Below are 23,121 nucleotides of genomic sequence, written 5' to 3' on the forward strand. Positions count from 1 at the left end.
CGCGAATGGCATTCATGAATTCAATCGATAACGAGTTTTCCGTTACTTTTTGATAAGGATTTCGCACGTGGCGAAGCAAATGGTCTTTGACGATGAAGCAAGGCAACCCCTACTTGCTGGGGTTTCCAAGCTTGCACGAGCAGTTCGCAGTACGTTGGGGCCGCGGGGCCGGAATGCTGTTTTGGATAAGGGCTGGGGATCGCCGAAGATCACCAAAGACGGTGTGACCGTTGCAGAGGATATTGAACTGGACGATCCGTTCGAAAACCTCGGTGCTCAATTGGTAAAAGAAGCCGCGAGCAAGACAAACGATGTCGCTGGCGATGGAACCACCACGGCAACAGTTCTGGCTGAAGCGATTTTCCGCGAAGGCTTGAAGATGATCGCATCGGGTGGCGATCCAATGGCTCTTTCACGTGGTATCGCGAAAGCGGTTGACGCGGTTACGGCCGAGATCGCCAAGAATGCTATTCCGATTAACGAGAAGAGCAAAAAAGAAATCAAGCAAGTCGCCACGATCGCTGGCAACAATGATCCTTCCATTGGCGATGTATTGGCCGAAGCCTTTCTGAAGGTTGGCAAGGACGGAGTTATCACCGTCGATGAAGGTCGCGGAAATGAGACGACTGTCGAAGTCGTAGAAGGCATGCAGTTTGACCGCGGCTACCTATCTCCGCACTTCGTCACGAACCAAGACGAAGTGAGTGTCGAACTTGAAGATTGCCATATCTTGATCTACGAAGAAAAGATCAGCAATAACAAGAAGATGATCCCGTTGCTCGAAGCAGTCAGCAAGGCCAAGAAGCCACTGTTGATTATCGCTGAAGATGTCGATGGCGATGCATTGGCAACGTTGGTTATCAACAAGATGCGAGGCATTTTGAGCGTTGCTGCGGTTAAGGCTCCTGGTTATGGTGATCGTCGTAAGGCAATGCTTGGCGATATCGCAATTTTGACCGGTGCGAAGCCTATTTTCAAAGATCTGGGAATCGATCTTGAGAGCGTCAAGCTGAGCGATCTTGGTAAAGCCAAGAAGATAATTATCACCAGCGAGAACACGACGATCGTCTCTGGCGCGGGCAGCAAAGCCGAAATCCAAGGACGCGTAGAAGAGATTCGCCGTCAGATTGAGAACACCGATAGCGATTACGATCGTGAAAAGCTGCAGGAACGACTTGCCAAGCTTGCTGGTGGTGTTGCTCAAATTCATGTCGGTGCAATTACCGAAACGGAAATGAAAGAACGCAAGGCGTTAATGGACGACGCGAAGGCTGCGACTCAAGCCGCTCTGGCTGAAGGCGTTGTTCCTGGCGGCGGTGTTGCATTGCTGCGTTGCGAAGCTGCGATTAAGAAATTGCAGTTGGAAGGTGACGAGCAATTGGGTGCACGCATCATTCAAAACGTGCTTGACTACCCACTTCGTGCCATTGCAAACAATGCTGGAGTTGACGGTGCTGTGGTTGTTAACCGCGTGCGACAACTCAAGGACAAGAATGAAGGCTACGATGCCAATACCGACAAGTATTGCGACATGATCAAGGCTGGCATTATTGATCCTGCTAAGGTTGTGAAGACCGCGTTAGCTAACGCTGCGAGCATCGCGTCGTTGTTGTTAACAACCGAATCGCTAATCTGCGACATTCCTAAGGAAGAGGAAGAAGCTGCTGGCGGACATCACGACCACGGTGGCATGGGCGACATGGGTGGTATGGGCGGCATGGGAGGAATGGGTGGCATGGGCGGTATGGGCGGCATGATGTAGTAAGCCGCGACTATTGCTGACTTCGGCAACTGGGGAACCAGAAGGCTAAAGTTTGTTTCTCGTTTTTCCCGTTCAAATAATCAAAATCAATCGTAAATTAGGATTTTCAAATATGGCTAAAATTAATCTCAAGCCTCTAGATGATCGTGTTGTTGTAGAGCCTGTTGAAGCAGAAGAAACCACTGCTGGCGGTATCGTGTTGCCAGACTCGGCACGTGAAAAACCACAGCGCGGCAAGGTTGTAGCTGTTGGTCCTGGCAAGTTGCTTGATAGCGGCTCGCGAGGATCGTTGAGCGTCGCAGTTGGTGACGAAGTTATCTTCGGCAAGTACGGCGGCAGCGAAGTTGAAGTGGATGGTGCTGAGTACAAGATTCTTCGCGAATCAGACATCTTGGCGAAAGTTAGCTAGGCGCGAATGCGGCTAGTTGAAACGTCCGGTTGCTCTTAAGCGACCGGAGTATCAGGGACAAGTTTCGTTTGACAAAGGCTTCAACATACAATGGCAAAGCAACTACTATTTGATGATCAAGCACGCGCGAGAATGCTTCGCGGTGTTGAGAAACTGGCGAACGCTGTCGCCGTCACGATGGGCCCAACTGGTCGCAACGTGATTATTGACAAGAGCTTTGGCGGCCCCACGGTCACTAAAGACGGCGTGACAGTGGCAAAGGAAGTGGAACTAGAAGACCGCTTCGAAAACATGGGTGCCAAACTGGTCGTGGAAGTGGCTCAAAAGACTAGCGATCTAGCTGGTGATGGAACCACAACGGCAACGGTTCTGGCACGTGCGATTTTCAAGGAAGGCTTGCGTAACATCGTTGCGGGAGCTAATCCAACTGCGATTCGTCGCGGTATCGACAAGGCCGTTAACACGGCCGTCGAGCATCTACATTCGATGGCGAAACCTGTCAGCCATCGTGATGAAGTGGCCCAAGTTGGTGCGATCAGTGCTAACAACGACAAGGTCATCGGAAATTTGCTGGCTGAAGCTCTTGAGCGAGTCGGTAAAGACGGCGTAATCACAGTCGAAGAAGGCAAGACGATCGATACAACTGTCGACTATGTTGACGGTATGCAGTTCGACAAAGGCTATGTCTCTCCATATTTCATCAACAATCCTGCTGACATGGATTGCTCGTTCGAAAACGCTTTGCTGTTGATTTACGAAAAGAAGATCAGCAACATTCGCGATCTCGTTCCACTGCTTGAGAAGACTGCGCAGAGCGGCAAGCCGTTGTTGATTATCGCAGAAGATGTGGATGCTGAGGCTCTCACTCTGTTGGTTGTTAACAAGCTACGCGGCACCTTGAACGTCTGTGCTGTCAAAGCTCCGGGCTTCGGCGATCGACGTAAGGCTATGTTGGGTGACATCGCGGCGTTGACCGGTGGTACTTTCATCAGCGAAGATCTCGGTATTCAGCTTGAGAAGGTTTCTTTGGAGCACCTTGGTCGTGCGAAGAAGGTTACTGTCGACAAGAACAGCACGACGATCGTTGAAGGCGGTGGAGACCGTGGCGACGTTGATCGCCGCGTTGCTCAAATTCGTGCTCAGATCGATCAAACCGACAGCGAATACGATAAAGAGAAACTTCAAGAACGTCTTGCGAAGCTTTCTGGTGGCGTGGCAATTGTCAGTGTCGGTGCTGAAACTGAAGCCGACATGAAGCAGAAGAAGGCTCGCGTCGAAGATGCCTTGCATGCAACGCGTGCGGCGGTTGAAGAAGGCATTCTTCCTGGTGGCGGTGTCGCTTTGGTTCGCTGCCGTGAAGCGGTTGCGAAGCTTGCTAGCACGCTCAAGAGCGACGAGCAAGTCGGTGCGAATATCATTCTCGCAGCGCTCGAAGCGCCTCTTCGTCAGATCGCTGACAACGCTGGAATCGATGGAAGTGTAGTGGCTGATGAAGTTTCTCAGAAACCCATCAACACTGGATACGACGCAAACGTTGGTCAGTATGTTGACATGTTGAAGTCGGGTATCATCGATCCATTGAAGGTAGTGCGAACGGCATTGGCTAATGCTGCCAGCATTTCCGGATTGTTGTTAACGACTGAAGCGTTGGTCACGACCTACGACAAGGACGACAAGAAGAAGCGACTAGGTGAAGGCGTAATAGCTTAGTCTGCTGAATTTCATATCCGTTTGCATGTTGTCAGCGGATATCATCGAGGATTGATAGTGGCCACGTCCGACATTCAAATTTGTCGACGTGGCCATTGTCGCAAATAACCGATTCACAACACTTTCCGCGGAATACGATTTCTCAACGACTCTGAGCGAATCACGCGTTCCGGAATAGGCGATGGATGTCAACGCAGCGATGTTACTACGAAGTTTTGCAGGTCAGTAAGACTGCCGGCAAAGACGAAATAGCAAAATCATATCGAAAGCTTGCACTCAAGTTTCATCCGGATTCAAACCCTGGCGATACGGATGCGACCCTCAAGTTCAAAGAAGCCGCTGAAGCTTATGAGGTGCTCAGTGATGAAGAGAAGCGAGCTCGCTACGATCGCTTTGGCCATGCTGGCGTGAATCAGCAAGGCGGGGGCGGGTTTAATGATGTAAGCGATATCTTTGAAGCCTTCGGAGATGCTTTCGGTGGAACAATATTCGAAGATTTTTTTGGCGGCGCTCGCTCTGGTCGCTCCCGCGTACGGCGGGGTGCAGATCTCCGCTGCGATGTTACGCTAACGTTAGAGGAAGCGTTTGAGGGAGTTCGCAAGACTGTTTCCCTAACACGGCATTTAGCGTGTGAGACGTGCGAAGGTAGCGGCGCAGCCAAAGGATCGCAGCCAGAAACGTGTCGACGTTGCGGTGGTCGTGGACAAGTCGTTCAGTCTTCTGGAATTTTGCGTGTTCAGACGACTTGCCCAACTTGCCGCGGTAACGGTCGCGTCATTACAACTCCCTGCAAGAGCTGCGACGGAGCAGGCCTCTTGCCAAAGGAAGTCCGGCTTGAGGTCGCGATTCCGGCTGGTGTCGATAATGATATGCGTGTGCGGATGCCGAACGAAGGGCAGCCCAGCCCCGAAGGTGGACCGCCAGGCGATGCTTACTGCTTTATCAAGGTCAAACAACATTCAATATTTCGCCGGGATGGAAACGACCTGCTGCTGACGATGCCTATCACGTTTACTCAAGCCGCACTTGGTCTGACGGCAGAAGTCCCGACGCTAGCGGGCAAGCAATCACTGCAGATTCCGGCTGGAACACAAAGTGGGTCTGTCTTCCGATTGCGAAACCAAGGCATGCCCGATCCCCATGGAGGTGGCAAAGGAGATCTGCTGATTCAATCGGTGATCGAAGTTCCCACGAAGCTAGGAAAACGGCAGAAGGAATTGCTTCGCGAACTGGCTGAATTGGAACATGAAAATGTGACGCCGGAACGAAAGGGATTTCTCGACCGCCTTAAATCCTATTTCCAGACGGATGATGTAGCAGCCGGCTAGCAGTGTTCAGCCGAACTTCGCTGTAGACAAATCAGTGGAACGATTTTCGCTTCAATGAAACTGTGCACCACCCTTCGCAGTTGATTCATAAAGGAATTACAGTAATGAACAATCAAAACAACGAATCAGACACCGACAAGACGCTGGAAGAAGCGATTGATGCTATGGAATCGCAGTATGACGGCGAACAGCAGACGTTTCGTATGGAAGAGAACGAAGAATTGCCACCGAGCGATTCTCCGGAAGAACTAATTGTTGAACTCGAACAACAATTAGCTGATCATAAGAAGCGCGAACTGATGGCTCAAGCGGAACTTGAGAACTTTCGTAAGCGTATGATTCGTGATAGCGAGCAACAATTGCGATACGCTTCTCTTCCCTTGATTCGGGATGTATTAGAAGTCGTTGATAACCTGGCCCGGGCAACAGAGGCTGCAAAGTCCGCAGGTGACGCTCAGTCCAATAGCTTGCTGCAGGGGGTCGTTATGGTGAACCAACAGCTGATGAATGCGTTAGCAAAATATCAGTGTGTTCCCATTGAAGCGTTAGGTAAAGAATTCGATCCAAACTTTCACGAAGCGATTTCACAAGCGCCCAGCACCGAGTTTGCAAGTGGCGAAGTTATGTATGAAGCGACCAAGGGTTATCGAATGTACGACCGCGTAGTTCGTCCGGCCCAAGTTATCGTTTCCACTGGATCACCTGAGTCATAGTTTTAGTTTCCGGGTAACTTTTCGTTCTACAGATTTTATCACTCGAATATGCCCACATACGATTACGAATGCGATGCATGCGATCACAAGTTTGAACTGTATCAGTCGATTTCAGCTGATCCGGAAAAGACTTGTCCTAAGTGTAAAAAGAAGAAGCTCCGACGCTTAATCGGAACTGGTGCTGCGATTGTCTTCAAAGGTTCGGGGTTCTATCAGACGGACTATCGAAGCGATTCATATCGCAAGTCGGCTGCTGCAGATTCCAAATCCACGAGCAGTTCTGATTCGAAGTCAGAGAGCAAAAAGAGCGGCGAAGGGTCGACGAGCAAGTCCGAAAGCTCCTCGACTTCCGAGAAGTCAGCCAGTCCAAAATCCAACGATTCGAAACCCTCTGGTTCGACTGGAGCGAAAAAGTCGGGCGGTCGCCCTAAAAACGGCTAGGAATTGGCGGAGTTTCACCGCTTGTGGCATCTGAAGAATAGTTTAGGGTGCTATAAACTCTCGTAAGCGGTGGAGACACGGCCATCGAGCTTTGAAGTATTCGTGCGACGATTCGCGCGGATATGCACACTTTTACAAGGTTTTATTGCGGAAACGCAGACGAACGATGTCAAATTCTTCTACGCTCGGAGAGACCATTCCTGAAACAGTTCGCGTGCACAAGCTCGGAAATGGCCTGACTCTGATCATGGAACGGATGCCGCATCTGCGTTCGGCAGCCTTCACGATGATGGTCCCCGCTGGAACAGCCAACGAGCCGGCGGACCGACAGGGACTGGCGGCGATTGTAATTGAGATGATGCAGCGTGGAGCCGGCTCGCGCAGCAGCCGTGCAATTGTAGAAGATCTCGATTTTCTGGGCGTGGAACGCGATAGCCATGTATCGACGCAACACAGTTCATTTTCGGCGGCCATGATCGACGAATACCTGTTTGATGCGCTTGCGATTTATGCCGAGATTCTCAAGAGCCCGCACTTTCCAGAAGATCAATTGGATGATTCACGCCTGACGGCGCTCCAGGAACTATCGGCACTTGAAGATGATGCCGTCCAGCGCTGCCTGATTCGGCTTCGACGGCTTCGCTATGGAGAAGTCTTCGGTCGCAATTCGTCAGGTACCGCCGAAGGCGTACAAGGCGTTACGCTCGAGGATGTTAAACGCTATTACGCAAATGAGATCCACGCACATGGTAGTATTCTATCGATTGCTGGCAACATCGATTATCAAAATACGATCGACGCCGTGGAAACACTTTTATCGGATTGGAATTCTGGTAATCCTCGTGACATTGCTGAAATCCCAGTGAGCGATGGCTACGATCATATCGATGAAGAGACCAGCCAGACGCAAATCGCACTAGCCTACGATGCTGTGCCGTATGACCATGAACGATATTATGAGTCACGAGCACTTATCAATATTCTTGGCGATGGTATGAGCTCACGGCTATTCACTGAAGTCCGTGAAAAACGCGGACTCGTGTACACTGTTTCTGCGGCTCCACAATCAATCGGCACACGGTCGTCAACGATCATTTACGCTGGCACAACCACGGCACGCGCCGGTGAAACGCTGAGCGTAATTCTAGCGACGATCCATTCGTTGGCTGATGGCATTTCCGATGACGAACTGCGGCGTCTGAAGGCCCGCGTGAAAACTTCGTTGGTATTCGAGCAAGAATCTTGCACATCGCGTTCGTCGCAGAATGCTACGGACTGGTACTATCTGCATCGAATTGTTGACCGACGCGAGGTTTCTGCCAAAGTCGACCGACTGACCATTGATACCTTAAAGCAACATGCAACAGAGTATCAGCCTCGAAACAAGACGCTAGTAACTTTAGGCGAACGAAGACTCGAAAACGAATATGCAGTTTAGAAATCATACATTTCCAAATGGGCTGCAAGTTGTAGCTGAAATCGACGATGCTGCACTGAGCGTATCGCTCGGTTACTTTGTCAAAGCAGGCGCTCGCCATGAGTCCGCAGAACTCTCCGGCGTAAGCCACTTCCTTGAACACATGCAGTTTAAAGGTACGCAGCGACGAACCGCGGAACAGGTGAATCGAGAGATTGACGAATTAGGCGGAAATTCAAACGCTTACACGAGTGAAGATCACACTGTGTACTATATGCATGTGATCCCTGAATACCAATCGCAATCGGTCGACTTGCTGACAGATCTTATGCGTCCGTCGTTGCGTGATGAAGATTTTGAGACCGAGCGCAAAGTAATCTTAGAAGAGATTGCCATGTACGATGACCAACCACCCTATGGTGCACTAGAGTTGTCGATGGAGCAATACTTCGGCTCGCACCCTTTGGCAAACCGGATACTAGGCACTAATGAATCTGTCGGTACTCTGACGTCGACTGGGATGCGAAATTATCACCGGCAACGTTATGCTGCAGACCATCTCTGTTTCGTGGCGACTGGAGCAGTTGATTTCGATAAACTTGTCGGACAGCTTGAGAAACTAACGTCCGACTGGGAACCATCGAAAGCGCCTGAGATTACTCCAGCACTTGCTGCTCCGGAGCGATTGTTTGTTGAACAAGTTGTTGCGATCGCCAACCAGCAATACGTCGTGAAACTGCAAAGTGCTCCGCATCGCAAGTCGAGTGACCGTTTTGCTTATCGGATGGCGTCGAGTGCCATCGGTGACGACGGTGGCTCAAGACTATTTTGGGCTCTGATCGACACGGGACTGGCCGAATCAGCAGGATTGTTTACTCAACATTTTGACGACACTGGGATTGTAGCAACAATCCTTGCATGCCCGCCCGAAGATGCAGAAGAAAACTGGACGATCTGCCGCGAAGTCGTGTTGGGCGTCGAGAAAAACCCGCTCTCACAGCGCGAGCTTGAACTGGTCAGGAATCGCATCTGCTCGTCAATCATTCTCGCAGCAGAGCGACCGAGCAACCGTTTGTTCTCCATCGGGAACAACTGGATCTTTCGTCAGTTGTACGAGCCGTTGACGAAGACCTTGGAAAACTATGCCAGTGTCAGCCTGGATCAGTTCAACGAAGCGGCAGTTTCGCTAGCAACTGGGCAGGGCACCATTACGGCAGTTGGGCCAACGGCAGGACTTCGTTTTTGTTGATTCGATGATAATTGACTGAACTTGAGCTTACAATTGAATCAGACTGGATGGCTGGCGGCTAATGGTACCAAGTTTTATTTCCGTTTTGGTGCTAATGAGTGTTCTGGTCTACATGCTTTTTCGCATTCGTGAAATGCTCGCTGAAAGAAGCGAGTATTCGACTTGGGAGAAAATCTTGTATGCTCCTGCGTACACGATTGCTAGACTACTGTGGCGGGTGCGCATCATGGATGCGAAGAAGATCACCGACTTTACGTCCGGTGGTGCGATCGTCGTGGCGAACCATCGCTGCTCTTTAGATCCCTTCTTTGTACAGCTGGCTGCAGGCCGCCGTGTACATTGGATGGTTGCATCTGAGTATTTTAAGCATCCCTTGTTCGGTAAAGCCCTCCGGCTTTTCCAAGCGATACCTACAACTCGTAGCGGCAACGATAGCTCGGCGACAAAACAAGCAATCCGACTTGCCAGCGAAGGGCGATTGGTTGGAATGTTTCCTGAAGGCCGACTCAACAGGACACGTATGCCGATCCAATCGATTCGAGCTGGAGCGCTGCTAGTTGCAAAAAAAGCAAACGTGCCCATCGTCCCTCTATGGCTTCGCGGTTCGCCAATCGGCGCGGACGTTTGGGTGCCTTTGATTATGACTGCTCAGGTTACGGTCAAAGTCGGACCTGTCACACATCTTCCTGAAGATATTTTGACTAGAACTCGCACCGAACAAACTCAGTGGCTTCAGGAAGTGCTCATGGACAACAAATTTGGCGATTGATTTATTGCAGAACAACCAAACATTGTCGCAAAGCTCGACACGGCACTAATCCCCCGGCTTTCCAATCTTCGAAAGCAACGCATGCATCGAATATTCGGAATTCGGCGTGGTATACTGGAAGTCACGACGGTTCGATTGATACTAAAATGGGTTGATGTTGCCCCGACATTTACAGACACTTTTGACGCTTATTGAATGGCACTTTCGAAACATACAGACGTGGACGAACTGGATCCACCTGCGACACCTCGCAGACTGCTTACGAAAAGGAAACCCGTTTTGTCCGCCAAAACGATGAATAGACTTGAGCGAATTCGATTGACAGTACTAACGTTGGTGCTGATCGGATTGTCGATTTACGGCTACCGCAGTTATCTATGGTCCACGGCGACAAAGCAAGTTTACCGCTTGCTTGAAGTCGAAGATTCACACACTGCGTTGGAACATATCCGTACCATCGAAGACAAATGGGGACGCACTGGCGAGACGAATTTCTTACGTGGCCGAGCCTATCGTCACCTGGGTGAGCTTGAGCTATCCGATCGCGCGCTCGATCAAGCTGCGATTGAGAAATACAACCAACCACGACTAGATCACGAGCAGTTGCTTTTGGATGTCCAGTACACGATGTCGACGATGGACAAGGCAATCGTCGATACTGTGCTGGAGTCGTATCAGGCTGACTTTGCAGAGAATGCGACGGCCCTGGCGCGTGGGCTCATGCGCTTGGACGAAACAGAGGGCGTTCTTGGCGTGCTTGGTCTTTGGAAGACACAAGAACCCGATTCTTATCGCATCGACTATTTAGCCGGCATGCTAGCAGCAAGGGCGAACCTGTTCGACGACGCCCTGACACAGTTTGAGACGGCTTATGAAAAAGAGCCGAACTATGTGCCTGTTTGGCTAGAGCTCGGCAAATCATATTGGCGCAAGAACGATCCGCGGAAAGCATACGATTTCTTCAAAATGTATAGCGACGTTCGCCCCGACGACGCTGAAGCGGAAGGCGGCCAAATCGAAACGCTGTTGGCGATTGGGGAATTCGAGAAGGTCAACGAGTATTTCGATAGTCAAACTATTGTCCTCGACCTAAATAGTCGCGCGAGGATATTCCGCGCTCAAGCGTACGAAGGCGTTGAAAACTACGAAGCAGTCATCACTACGTTGGTGCCACTCGTTCAAGCTTGGCCGGAGGATACCGAAGCTAACCAATTGCTATCGGTTGCCTATCAGGCGACTGGTCAAAAGGCGAAAGCGGCTGAACATGCAGTCATTGCAGAGGAGTCCACTAGTAAGCAGGGGCAGATTGCTGCGATCCGGCAAGCTCTTTCCCAAGATCCAGCCAATGCCGACGCGCACTATCAGCTCGGTCATCTATTGATGAACCTGATGTCCCGACCGGAGGGATTCCAGCATTTACAAACTGCGCTGTCCCTGAACCCGAATATGAAGGAAGCGCATCTCGATCTAAGTCGCTTTTATTTTGCCGCCGGTAACAGTGAAATGGCTCAGAAGCATCGAGATGCTGTGGAAAATGTTGGCCAATGAATCCCTGCCGCCTCAAATATCGAACTCCGATTGTCGCGTGCCTCGTGACTTGCTTCACCGCATGCTTCGTCGGTGGATGTAAGCAGGACAAACCAGATCCTACGGTGTCTGGTACAGCCGGCGTGGGCACGTCAGCAGTGAACGGCTTGGCCTCTTCCAATGTACCGGAGACTATACCACTCTTTCAATTTCAAGACGTAACAGAGTCGGCGGGAGTTGAACACACAATCACCAGCGGATACGAGAGCGAACTTTTTGGAATGATCGAGTTCGTGGGTGGCGGCGTTAGCGTGTTCGATTTCGATCTCGACGGCTTGGTCGATATAATGTTTGCTGGCGGCGGCTACTTTCCCGACCCCAGCTCTATGGCTGGCCGCCGCGGCAAACTCTTTCGTGGAAGCGGACCCTTTGAATTCGCCGACGTGACCAACAACTCCGCTATAAACCTCGAATCCTGGTACAACCATGCAATAACTTGCGACGACATCAACGCCGATGGTTTTGATGATATTGTTGTTTCAGGATTCGGCAGCTTGCAACTCCTAATAAACAATGGGGATGGCACGTTCTCAGATGCAACATCATCACTAGAGCTTAATGACAACCTGTGGAGCACGACTGCTGCGACGGGGGATCTCAATAACGACGGTTTGTTGGATATCTATGTTGCGCACTATGGGAACTGGTCACTGGAGAACAATCCAGTCTGCACGTTGTCTCTACCAGGCAGCCCGCGCGGAGCTTGCTCGCCAACTCAATTCCCAGGCATCGACGATAAACTATTTATTCAAACTCGAGAAGGAAAATTTGTCGAATCAAGCTCGGCCTATGCATTAATTCCTGGCGGTCGCGGTCTAGGAGTTGTCTGCTGCGACATCGACCAGGATGGCGATTGTGATATCTACATTGCCAATGACGAAGATAGAAATTTTCTCTACCTGAACGATGGCGGGGGAAAGCTAACGGAATCGGCGATTCAGTGGGGTTGTGCAACTGATGGCAATGGTGGCAATCAAGGAAGCATGGGCGTCGCCGTCGGTGACTTCCAGAGTGATCAGCGCCCAGATCTTTTTGTAACGAACTTCGCTAAAGAGTTACCAGCACTCTACTCGAGCCGTGGTCGCATGGGATATCGATTTGGAACAATCCATGCGGGCATCGGACTTCTTGGACCGTCGCAAGTTAGCTGGGGAACTGCGTTTGCAGATTTGGATTTGGATGGCGATGAAGAAATCCTCGTCGTCAGCGGGCACGTCGATCGAAAAAATCCTGACCATTTGCAGCGCCCGAGTTTGTTAGAGAACCAGCTTGAAGGTTTCATTGATCGAAGCCCTGAAATGGACGGGTACTTCGCAGGGCATTGGGCAGCTCGTGGCCTTGCTTTGTTCGATGGCGACGGCTATGGCCGTTTGGATCTAGTAGTCAGCCACTTGGACGAACCTTCGCACATACTTCAGAATATCACAGAAACCGACGGAAGATATCTCCAAGTGCGTCTGATCGGCACTCGCAGCAACCGCAATGCAGTAGGCGCGACCGTTGTTTTGCAGGACGACGATAAGAAACAATTGAGACTCGCTGTTGGCGGTGGTTCTTATCTTTCAACGTCGCAACGACTCTTGAATTTTACGTCGGCAAAGTCAACTACGACGAATTCCGTGACCTTAGAAGTACGCTGGCCTTCGGGCAAACGCGACACAATTACGGTCGACGGTTGGAATAAGCAGATTTATATCGTCGAAGGTTTCGCTGAGGGTGAGTCCGCTACAACTTTCGAGATGTGAAAGCAAGAAGGTTCTTAAAGAAAAGAGGCGTCGGCTTCGGAAGCAACGAAGCCAACGCACGTTTCGACGGACACATCGCACATTGTTGTCGCGACGGTCTATTGAAGTTTATTTTTTCTTAGCTTTTGCCTTCGCAGCAGGTTTTGCATTTTTTGCTGGGGCAGGGCTCTTCGCAGGGGAAGCAGCCGGTTTCGCAGTATTCTTGGCCATAACAACAGACCTCACCATAACACCTGCGACCTAACAGCTCGACACATTCGAACATCGCTGGTCGCGTGATGCTCATAGCTTGAAGATTTTCATCGCCAGAATCAACGGCGTCTTGCATTTCCAATTGAAGATTTTCCAAAATTCTTCAGCTCGTGTACAATTGCTAGCGTTACCAGCAGATGCACTTTTCAGTTCATTACTTTTGCGAAGAGCTTGGAACACAACAACATGACCTCATTTTTGAGCGAAGCGATTGCCGAAGCAAAACTTGGTTTTGAAGAAGGCGGTATACCAATAGGTTCCGTGTTGGTGATCGACGATGAGATTGTTGGACGCGGACATAACCGACGCGTTCAAAAGGGCAGCGCGATCTTGCACGCTGAAATGGACTGCCTCGAGAATGCGGGCCGCTTGACTGCGAGGCAGTATGCGAGATCAACTTTGTATTCGACTCTTTCACCATGCGATATGTGCAGCGGCACCGTTTTGCTTTACAAAATCCCGCGCGTGATCGTTGGAGAAAATTTGACTTTTCAAGGCCCTGAAGACTACGTACGTTCTCGAGGCGTGTCGCTCGAAATCCTAGAAAACCAAGAATGCATACAACTGATGCGAGAATTTATTAGGCAGCATCCGGAACTGTGGAATGAAGATATTGGAGTTTAGCCAAGCTTTCGTTGCCAAACACGCAGGCGACTGTGCGGCTTGGGACCATAATGCTTGCTGCGTAAGTCAGGACAAGCCCGCGACAATAGAACTTGCTGGATTAAGGAAATCGATGCTTTAATTTTGATGGCATTTGGCGTTTAATGTGAATTGAACGGACCGGAACGTCCGTTGGATGGCGGCAAACTGACTTGAATGTGTGTTTATATCGTAAAGGTTCCTCCGATGAATTCTCCGTCCGACAGTTCTTCCTTGTACGAGCGGATTGGTGGTGCAGAAAGAGTCGACGCTTTAGTCCATGATTTCTACGAGCGAGTGTTAAAGGACCCCGAACTCGCTCCCTTTTTTGAACATTCGTCGATCGATAAACTTCGTAGCATGCAGCAGGAGTTCTTTGCCGCGGCCTTGGGAGGGCCTCAAGAGTATTCAGGCCGTTCGCTAGCTGCCGTACACCATGGTCGAAATATCCAGCGCTCACATTTCTCCAAGTTCTGCCAGCATCTTTTCGAGACGTTGGCGGAGATGGGGTTTGATCGCAATGACATTGATGAAACGGTTCGCCGAATAGCAATGTCAGCGCGAGACGTTACAGGCGAAGCCAACGTCGACGGTTGATCGCAAACTCAGTTCTGCATATCGCAGTAGTCTCGCAGGCAGCTCGGTTCGTGACGATACGCAGCCGAACGCAATTTTCTAATTTGCGATCTTGCAACCAAAGCGAACAGAGCTCAGCTGAGTTATACTTAGACGCGTCGATCTCCAAGAGCAAGCTGGTCAGAACGCCATTATTTCGGCCAAAGATGCGCTCAATTGAGTCAGACATTGGTTATGCCCTGCCACTTGCTAGTAGCGTTATCGAAAACCTATGGAAACTCTGCAGACGTTGTTTTCTGGACCGATGTTTTTGCCCACGATGTTTCTTATTGTGGCATCGCTCTGGGGACTGGTCGCTTCCTTTTTTTCGATCGAATTTCACGACAGTAGCGGGGCCGACCTTCATGGAAGCGGAGGTCATTTGCCCGGCCATGCCGACCAGCCACTTTCGGTCGACGTCAATCATATCCCGTCTCACGGCGGCCATCATAGCACACCGTTACCCCCAAGTGACGGTGTGCATACTGGCGTCGGTGACGCTTTAGCGACGCTGCTGCAGTGGTTGAACGTCCGCGATATGCCACTGGTTTTCTGGATGGCTATCTTTTCGGTCGCTTGGTGGGGAGTTTCCATCACGCTGTGGCTCGCCGTCGATCAATGGCTGTTTGGGGAAGTAGGTTTTGTTTGGTCCACGGTGCTTGTCATTCGGAATGTAGTCCTGACTTTGCCCGTTACGAAATTGTTTACCATGCCACTTCGGGATTGGGAAAACAGCTCGCACATCACCGCCATGTCATTGATTGGCAAAGAGTGTGAAATTAGCAGTACCGAAGCGAACGCGACCTTTGGCCAGGTAAAATACAAAACCAATGGTGCTCCGCTATTACTAAGTGTTGTTACAGATGGTGCGAATCTGGCCCGGGGAGCTCGAGTTTGGATCACGCACTATGACCAGAAAAGGAGAATTTATCACGTTTCCTCCTTGGATCCGGTTCTAAAAAGTACCAGTCAGCCGGATCCCGATTAAGATAATTTGCGGCGATTGAGGTCGCACTTTTTGACGTTTGCCGCCTTTTCCTCTCTCGATTTACAACAGGTTTCAGACAAATATGGTTTACGGCATCATCGGATTCGTAGCAATCTTTCTTGTCATCGCCGGAATTTTGGGTTTGGCTGGAAAGTTCTACGAGCGTGTAGGACCTGACGAAGCGATCGTGCGTACAGGCCGCGGCGGAGTTAGCGTTGTGACGGGAAGTGGAACTTTCGTCTTTCCGATCGTGCATCGCGCCGAAAAAATGGACCTCACTCTCAAGAGCTTTGAGATCGCACGAGAAGGGGCGGAGGGCCTGATCTGTAAAGACAACATTCGTGCCGACATTCGCGTTGCCTTCTTTATCCGCATCGACAAGACCGATGACGAGATGAAAGAAGTCGCGCAGTCGATTGGCCCCAAACGCGCAAGTCAGATAGAAACGTTAAAAGAACTATTCGACGCGAAGTTTTCGGAAGCATTGAAGACTGTTGGGAAGCAATTTGAGTTCGTCGAACTCTACGATAAACGCGAACGTTTCAAGGAAGAAATCCTCAAAGTCATTGGAACGGACTTGAACGGCTACCGTTTGGACGATGCTGCAATCGACTACCTCGAGCAAACGAGACTCGAACTCCTGAATCCTAACAATATTCTGGACGCTGAGGGCATCAAGAAAATTACCGAGCTTACCTCGAACGAAAAGATAAAGGAAAATTTCTTTACACGCGAACGAGAAAAGACTCTCAAGAAACAGGACGTCGAAGCTCAAGAAGCAATTTTAGAACTCGAACGTCAGCGTGTGGAAGCGGTCGAAAAACAGAAGCGTGAAGTGGCCGAAATTGAAGCACGCGAACATGCCGCCGCTGCCAAGGTCCGAGAAGAAAATCGTCTGCAGTCCGAACGTGCGAAGATCGCAACCGACGAAGAAATTGGTGTAGCCGAAGAAAACAAATTGCGTCAGATCTTGGTCGCTAAACGAAATAAAGAGCGCACTGATGCGGTAGAAATCGAACGAGTTGATCGTGACCGATCGCTGGAAGCCATGGAGCGCATGCGCGTCGTCGGCGTTGCAGAGGTCGAAAAAGAGAAAGCGATCGAAATTGAAAAGCGTAACATTCAAGACGTCATTCGAGAACGCGTCACAGTAGAACGCGCCGTCGTCGAAGAGAAAGAGAAGATCAAAGATACAGAACAATTCGCTGAAGCCGAGCGTCGCAAAAAAGTCGAAGTTATGGGCGCTGAAATGCGCGCCGAACAGGAGCTTGTTAAAGAGATTAAAGCGGCCGAAGCTGCTCGTAAAGCCGCCGAGTTCCACGCCGAGAAAGTCCGCATCGCGGCCGACGCCGAACGAGACAGTGCTGAACGCAATTCTGCCGCTATGAAAATGTTGGCTGAAGGCACGACGGCAGAAAATGCCGCTCAAGGTCTTGCTGAAGCTCGCGTTATGGAAGCAAAAGCTGCAGCGACCGAAAAGCTTGGTTTGGCTGAAGCGCACGTGCTGCAGGAGAAGTTCGCTAGCGAGGCGAAAGGCATTTCAGACAAAGCGACGGCAATGAAAGAGTTGGATGGCGTCGGTCGCGATCACGAAGAGTTTAAACTTCGATTGGAGAAGGATAAGCAGATCGAACTTCAGGCAATCGAAACACAACGCGGTATTGCGATCAGCCAGGCGTCCGTGCTAGCGGAAGCACTCAAGTCTGCCAACATCGATATTGTTGGCGGCGACGGTGACTTCTTCCGTCAAATTTCCGCCGCAGTGAAGGGCGGTAAAGCCATCGACAGCTTTGTAAATAACTCGAAAGTTGCCTCAGACGTCAAGAATACTTTCTTCAATGGTGATCCATCGAATTTCGAACAAAGCCTAAAAAAGTTGATTCAGCAGTTTTCCATCGATAGCTCCGATGTAAGAAACCTATCGGTTGCGGCACTGCTAGGAAAGATGATGTCGCAAGAAAAAGGCTCAAACATCAATCAGGGAATTATCAAGCTCCTTTCCATGGCGGAATCGTTGAACCTGACTGACAAGTCGGTGAGCGATGTTATCAGCAACGACGACTAACCCAATTAGTCATGTTCGAAGTCTGCAGACGCGTAACCATTCAATAATGAATTTGCGCGTTCGCTTCCCCGTTCCACGATCGACCGCGGCCACGAGACCACTTTTCCTCGATGTCTAATCAACTGACAACCGGAACGTACGAGGTTCTGCGCAACCGTTTGCGCGATGCCGCGTCGGATCTTCGGTTGCGCTTTAAGCAACTTAATCAATCCCGCGCCGAAGTCTTCGGGAACATCGAAACGCAGTTGCTTTCGACGGCGCATGTGACCACAGATCACAACTGTGTTCCTCGAGATTTAATCGCAATTGGGTCAAAGCTACTTCTGGGGGTTAACGTTCAGTTTGGCCTGAAAACCGAGATTGCCCCTAGTGATGTCTTCAATCTTTTCCGTATCGAAGATCAGCACGCACATCAGGAGAGACTCGATCAACTGCAACAACCGCAATTCCTGCGTGATTTTGAGGAGTTGTATCGGTACTACAAAACGCCTACCTTCTTGCGATTCTTTCAGAGTGGCCTAAAGCTTTATATGGTCTTTCAAGTCGGAAAGAACTTTTCTGATGTGAAGGCGTTTAAATGGACAATCGATAAAGAGTCGCTGCATTATGTTGACAATCGCAGCGTGCATGAAGTCAAACTCCCTACACAGGTTGCCTTCAACTGGACTCGAGTCACTCGCGACCAACACCGATCTGGCCTCCATCCCCATGTGTCGATCCAAGATATCGTCTTCGTGGAGTGCGTAGGCGGCGACCTTACGATCAAGATTGAAGATAACACAGCATCAGGCACGGGAATTTATGCCGAGCCAGTAGACAATGCCGATCAAACGCTCGATGATGCCGAAATCCATTTCTGCGTACTTGGTAATTTGGTACTACTTAAGATCAAGCCATACCAGGAAACTAACTATCGACATTTTGTATACAGCGTGAAACAGCAATCTGTCGTTCGGCTCGACGCCATTGCACGCAGTTGCGCTTTATTGCCCGATGACCATGGAATCGTGTTTCCGACTGGCTTTTTTCTTCAAACAGGAAACTATAAGCTATTCGACCACGGCTTCGAAAATCTGCAGTTCGAACGCGTCTTGAGTGCCCCCAATGGCGAAGACTACTTGTACTTATTTTATGACCAAGAGAGCGGTACTTATGTCCATCTCAGGTACAACGTGATACGACAAGAGGTCGATACGCCGTTGATCTGCCATGGTCAGGCATTTTTCGACAACGGTAGCATGATCACCATTCGTTCTCAGAACGATCCGCAGAAACACCACGCAGCTCAGGTGTGGCAAACTCCTTTTGTAGGCCCTGATTTTCAGATTGCGGTAGCAACTGATTCGCTTCTGTTCAAAATCGGTAATCGCGAGCTGGTCCGCGGAATGGCCGAATGTCAAGAACTTCTGCAATTGATCGAAAAGGATGAATCCTACGCGGATTTATACGCAGAGCTTGAAAAGCGAGCGACAGATATTCTTGATAGCTACTTTTGGATAGACCGTGAAGAGACAGCAAGGCTTTCTGAACCGCTTGTCAAGATCCGCGATGCGGCGACGGCGGCTATCGAAGAATATGAGAAGGTAGTGCGCGTTCGACGCGACACAGAAGCTGCGTTCGCTCGCTCTTCGTCCGCTGTAAGTGATCTAATAAGCAAAATCGAACGTGAACGCTACGAAAGCGTTGACCAATTTGTCAGCCAACTCGAACAGTTGCGCACGTTGCGCGGGGAAGTGATTGGCTTAAAGGATTTGAAATATATAGACTTGGCGGCAGTCGAGAAACTTGAGCAAAACATCGTTGAATCTAACGAACGACTTGGACATCGCGCCGTAACTTTCTTGCTAACGGACAACTCTCTGCAACCTTATGTAAAAAGTATCCAGTCTGCTGCCGAACAGATCGACTCTGTCAACTCGGGCGCCGATGGACGGTCGCTACAAAAGTCGCTTGAAAAGCTTAACAACGATTTAGATCTGTTAGTCGAAACCGTAGCCCAACTCCATATCGAGGATGTCACTCAGCGTACAAAGATCGTCGATCCAATCGGAGATTTGTTTGGCGAGCTCAATAAAGTCCGCTCCTCTCTCGCTGCCAAAACTCGACAACTGCTAAGTGGCGAGATGGAGGCCGATTTCGCTTCCCAATTAAAGTTACTAGACCAATCCGTGGCTGCCGCGATCGACTCTGCGAATTCGCCTAAGAAGATTGACGAAACTCTGACGTCTGTCGTTTTACAAATTGAAGAACTAGAGAGTAAGTTCGCGGAATTTGATGAATTGTTGGAACGGTTGGAAGAAAAAAGGCTTTCGATTTATTCGGCATTCGAATCGAAACGTTCGCTGCTGATCGAAGAGCGTTCTCGCAAGTCAGAAAGACTGGCGCAAGCCGCGGACCGCATTCTCGACAGCATCGCATCCCGTACCCACCGCATCGAGAACGAGCAAGCACTGCAGTCGTTCTTGGCAGCAGATTCGATGGTTGCAAAAGTGCGACAGATAGCCGAGCAACTACAAAAGCTCGATGATACGGTTCGCATGGAGGACTTGCTTAGTCGACTCAAATCCATCGGCGATGATTCGGTGAGACAATTGCGCGACCGACGTGAGTTGTACGCCGACGGCTCCGATACAATCAAACTAGGCAAGCACTCTTTTACTGTCAATACACAGCCTATCGAACTGACAATGGTCGCACGCGCGAATCATTTGAATCTGCATCTTACCGGAACTCAGTTTTACCAGCCACTAAATTTGCCTGTCCTTGTTGAGTCCCAAGATCTCTGGTCGCAAAATTTACGCAGCGAATCCTCGGAAGTATATCGCGCCGAATTCCTCGCTTATGATCTCTACCGCCGATTTCTTGATTTAGAAACAAATACGCCAGAGCATATTACTGCCATACAGTTCGCGACTTTCGACAAGCCAGAACAAATCGAATGGATAAGAGAGCAGATGCAGCCTCGGCATCGAGAAGGTTACATGCGAGGTGTGCACGACGCCGATGCAGCTCAAATTTTGAGTGCGCTGGTGCAAAAATCGAAACAGTTAGGCATTTTGCAATACAACCCAGATGTAAGAGGGAAATCGGACTTCCTCTGGTTTTCTGCAATTTCGTCCGAGCAGAAGCTACCTATCGAACGTTGGGTTCGCAGCCACCGTACCGTCAAAGAGATTCTCACGAAGACGCCGCAAACCGTTCACTATGTTTCTGCGATCAAGAGTTGTTTAGAAGCGAATTCGCTTTCGATCATCGACTCGGACGATCTCGAACCTGCAAGCGAATACTTGTTTCTAAAACTTTTTCAAGAAGCCAACGACGTCTCGGAAAAGCTTTCCGCTTCCAAGCCACTGCCGTACATTGCGTCCTCTAGTTTTAGCGCACACCACTTATATCGCGAACTGCTACAGCATTTGCTCGATGACCAGTATCAAGACATCCGCGAGGCCATCGCCGCTACGAACACAAATCCGCACCGGAGTTGGGTTACCGCAACCGCAGCTGTGGATGGGTTCTTGGCCGAACGCCATCCAACAGTGGACGAGTCACTAGATCCACCAGCGAATTATCGCAGCGAATTGGCTACACTGCTACTGCTCGCTTCTGGTGAACAGGATGTGAAGTACTTGTCCGAAGCGAAGCCGCATGTGGAGCTTACTGACATGCGTGGGGATCACGCTCGAATCGAACACGGCCGACTTCAGTTCCACTTTCACGAATTCACATCCCGCATGAGTCGCTACTTTGCGGACGACTTACCTCGCTTTGACGCCCTTTCTAAATTAAAGATCGACCTCGTACACGAAGCGACTCGCAGCCTAAAAGTAGAAGAGTTTAAGCCGAAAGTCCTTACATCGTTCGTTCGCAACCAACTGATTGACGAAGTTTATCTGCCCTTAGTCGGAGACAATCTTGCCAAACAGATGGGAGCAGCCGGAGACGCCAAGCGATCTGACAGAATGGGGTTGCTGCTGCTAGTTAGCCCCCCTGGTTACGGCAAGACCACTTTGATGGAGTACATTGCAAATCGTCTGGGCCTTGTTTTCATGAAAATCAATGGCCCGGCTCTTGGCCATTCGATTGTATCGTTAGATCCAGCCGAAGCTAAAAATGCATCAGCGCGGGAAGAGGTCAAACGAATCAATCTAGCCCTTGAAATGGGCGACAACGTTATGCTTTACTTGGACGATATCCAGCATTGCAACGCAGAATTACTCCAGAAGTTCATCTCTTTGTGCGATGCGACTCGCCGAATTGAAGGTGTCTGGGAGGGGCAATCAAAAACGTACGACCTGCGAGGCAGGAAATTCGTTGTCGTAATGGCTGGAAACCCATATACAGAAAGCGGCGATCGCTTCCAAATACCGGACATGCTTGCCAACCGGGCCGATGTTTACAACTTGGGAGAGATTATTGGCGACTCACGCGATGCATTCGAACTCAGCTATCTTGAAAACTGCCTAACAAGCAATTCTACCCTACTGCCTCTTTCTCGCGCCAGTACTGCTGACCAACAGAAGATCATCCGTGCGGCAAGTATTGGCACCAATGATCCGCTGGATCTCGAAGGCAATATCTCCAGCGACCAAGCACGAGACATGATCTCTGTACTTAACAAGCTGGAAAAAGTTCGAGACGTTGTGTTGAAAGTCAACCGCCAGTACATTCGCAGTGCGGCACAAAACGACGCATATCGAACGGAACCTGCATTTAAACTGCAGGGCAGCTATCGCAACATGAATCGCATAGCGGAGAAAATCATGCCGGTGATGAATCCGTCCGAACTCATGTCGACGATCATTGCAACGTACGAGCAAGATGTACAGACTCTCACTCGCGATAGTGAAGCAAACTGGTTGAAGTTTAAAGAATTGCTTGAAATGCTTACGCCTGAGGAAGCTGCGAGATGGGAAGAAATTAAATACGCTTTCACTGAAAATGTCCGCATGTCGGGTCTCGACAGTGACGATCGTGCATCTCAAGTACTCAAATCGCTAACTGGACTGCGTGATGGACTGGAATCGATTCGACGCGTGATTACCCAAGCAACTTCAGCGCAATCGGATCGACTCAAAGAGGATCGCATTGCAGAAGGGCTCCATGGCATGTCGCGAGAAATTGGTTTGGTTCGAGAGAATCTCATGCAGACTTTAACCGCAGTTTCTGATCGTTCGTCTGACAAATCTGAAGCTCCGCCTGCAGATCGAATAATTGTCCAGCATTCAGTTCCTCGTTCGATAAGTGACCTAATTCGAACACAGTACCAGTTGCTTTACGACGGTTTACGACCTGTTCTGGAAGCATCCGTCCACAATTCTTCTGAACTTGAGCGTATGAAGAAAGCGATTGACGACTGCCTCAAAAGCTATCGCACGTTAAAAGCCGAAGTTGAAAAAGCGGAGTCAACCGACGATGAAAATTCCGCTTGA

General features: G+C 50.0%; 16 protein-coding genes. All 16 read left to right on the forward strand.

Annotated elements, in window-relative coordinates; translation table 11 throughout:
* Positions 1-67 precede the first annotated feature (67 nt).
* The 16 genes from groL (SH451x_RS15340) to SH451x_RS15415 all read left to right on the forward strand — a co-directional run bounded on the left by groL (SH451x_RS15340) (position 68) and on the right by SH451x_RS15415 (position 23,121).
* A complete protein-coding gene (groL, locus tag SH451x_RS15340; protein ID WP_479357865.1) occupies positions 68-1,762 on the forward strand; it encodes a chaperonin GroEL in 1,695 nt (564 codons plus the stop codon).
* A 112-nt stretch (positions 1,763-1,874) separates the two neighbouring features.
* Complete coding sequence (gene groES / locus SH451x_RS15345; RefSeq protein ID WP_479357866.1) at positions 1,875-2,171, forward strand: co-chaperone GroES; 297 nt, start codon at positions 1,875-1,877, stop codon at positions 2,169-2,171.
* Between the two features lie 90 nt (positions 2,172-2,261).
* Positions 2,262-3,881, forward strand: a complete 1,620-nt coding sequence (gene groL / locus SH451x_RS15350) for a chaperonin GroEL (protein ID WP_479357867.1) — start codon at positions 2,262-2,264, stop codon at positions 3,879-3,881.
* 185 nt (positions 3,882-4,066) lie between these two features.
* Entirely contained in the window at positions 4,067-5,209 is a 1,143-nt protein-coding gene (dnaJ, locus tag SH451x_RS15355) for a molecular chaperone DnaJ (RefSeq protein ID WP_479357868.1), read from the forward strand.
* Between the two features lie 104 nt (positions 5,210-5,313).
* On the forward strand, positions 5,314-5,922 hold the full coding sequence (gene grpE, locus SH451x_RS15360) for a nucleotide exchange factor GrpE (RefSeq protein ID WP_479357869.1): 609 nt from the start codon (positions 5,314-5,316) through the stop codon (positions 5,920-5,922).
* 48 nt (positions 5,923-5,970) lie between these two features.
* Entirely contained in the window at positions 5,971-6,363 is a 393-nt protein-coding gene (locus SH451x_RS15365) for an FmdB family zinc ribbon protein (RefSeq protein WP_479357870.1), read from the forward strand.
* 166 nt (positions 6,364-6,529) lie between these two features.
* Positions 6,530-7,801 (forward strand): M16 family metallopeptidase, encoded by a 1,272-nt coding sequence (locus SH451x_RS15370; protein WP_479357871.1) that lies wholly within the window; start codon positions 6,530-6,532, stop codon positions 7,799-7,801.
* Positions 7,791-9,029, forward strand: a complete 1,239-nt coding sequence (locus SH451x_RS15375; protein ID WP_479357872.1) for a M16 family metallopeptidase — start codon at positions 7,791-7,793, stop codon at positions 9,027-9,029. The genes SH451x_RS15370 and SH451x_RS15375 overlap by 11 nt, the downstream gene beginning before the upstream one ends.
* A gap of 61 nt (positions 9,030-9,090) precedes the next feature.
* Positions 9,091-9,798, forward strand: a complete 708-nt coding sequence (locus SH451x_RS15380; protein WP_479357873.1) for a lysophospholipid acyltransferase family protein — start codon at positions 9,091-9,093, stop codon at positions 9,796-9,798.
* 195 nt (positions 9,799-9,993) lie between these two features.
* Positions 9,994-11,346 carry a tetratricopeptide repeat protein gene (locus tag SH451x_RS15385; protein ID WP_479357874.1) on the forward strand — a complete coding sequence of 451 codons (1,353 nt, stop codon included), beginning with the start codon at positions 9,994-9,996 and terminating at the stop codon, positions 11,344-11,346.
* Positions 11,343-13,130 carry a CRTAC1 family protein gene (locus tag SH451x_RS15390; RefSeq protein WP_479357875.1) on the forward strand — a complete coding sequence of 596 codons (1,788 nt, stop codon included), beginning with the start codon at positions 11,343-11,345 and terminating at the stop codon, positions 13,128-13,130. The genes SH451x_RS15385 and SH451x_RS15390 overlap by 4 nt, the downstream gene beginning before the upstream one ends.
* A 438-nt stretch (positions 13,131-13,568) precedes the next feature.
* On the forward strand, positions 13,569-14,006 hold the full coding sequence (locus tag SH451x_RS15395) for a nucleoside deaminase (protein WP_479357876.1): 438 nt from the start codon (positions 13,569-13,571) through the stop codon (positions 14,004-14,006).
* Between the two features lie 225 nt (positions 14,007-14,231).
* On the forward strand, positions 14,232-14,621 hold the full coding sequence (locus SH451x_RS15400; protein ID WP_479357877.1) for a group I truncated hemoglobin: 390 nt from the start codon (positions 14,232-14,234) through the stop codon (positions 14,619-14,621).
* A 250-nt stretch (positions 14,622-14,871) separates the two neighbouring features.
* Positions 14,872-15,627, forward strand: a complete 756-nt coding sequence (locus SH451x_RS15405) for a hypothetical protein (protein WP_479357878.1) — start codon at positions 14,872-14,874, stop codon at positions 15,625-15,627.
* 82 nt (positions 15,628-15,709) lie between these two features.
* Entirely contained in the window at positions 15,710-17,692 is a 1,983-nt protein-coding gene (locus tag SH451x_RS15410) for a flotillin family protein (RefSeq protein ID WP_479357879.1), read from the forward strand.
* Positions 17,693-17,802: 110 nt separating this feature from the next.
* Complete coding sequence (locus SH451x_RS15415; RefSeq protein ID WP_479357880.1) at positions 17,803-23,121, forward strand: DNA repair ATPase; 5,319 nt, start codon at positions 17,803-17,805, stop codon at positions 23,119-23,121.

The organism is Njordella aestuarii, assembly GCF_056494165.1.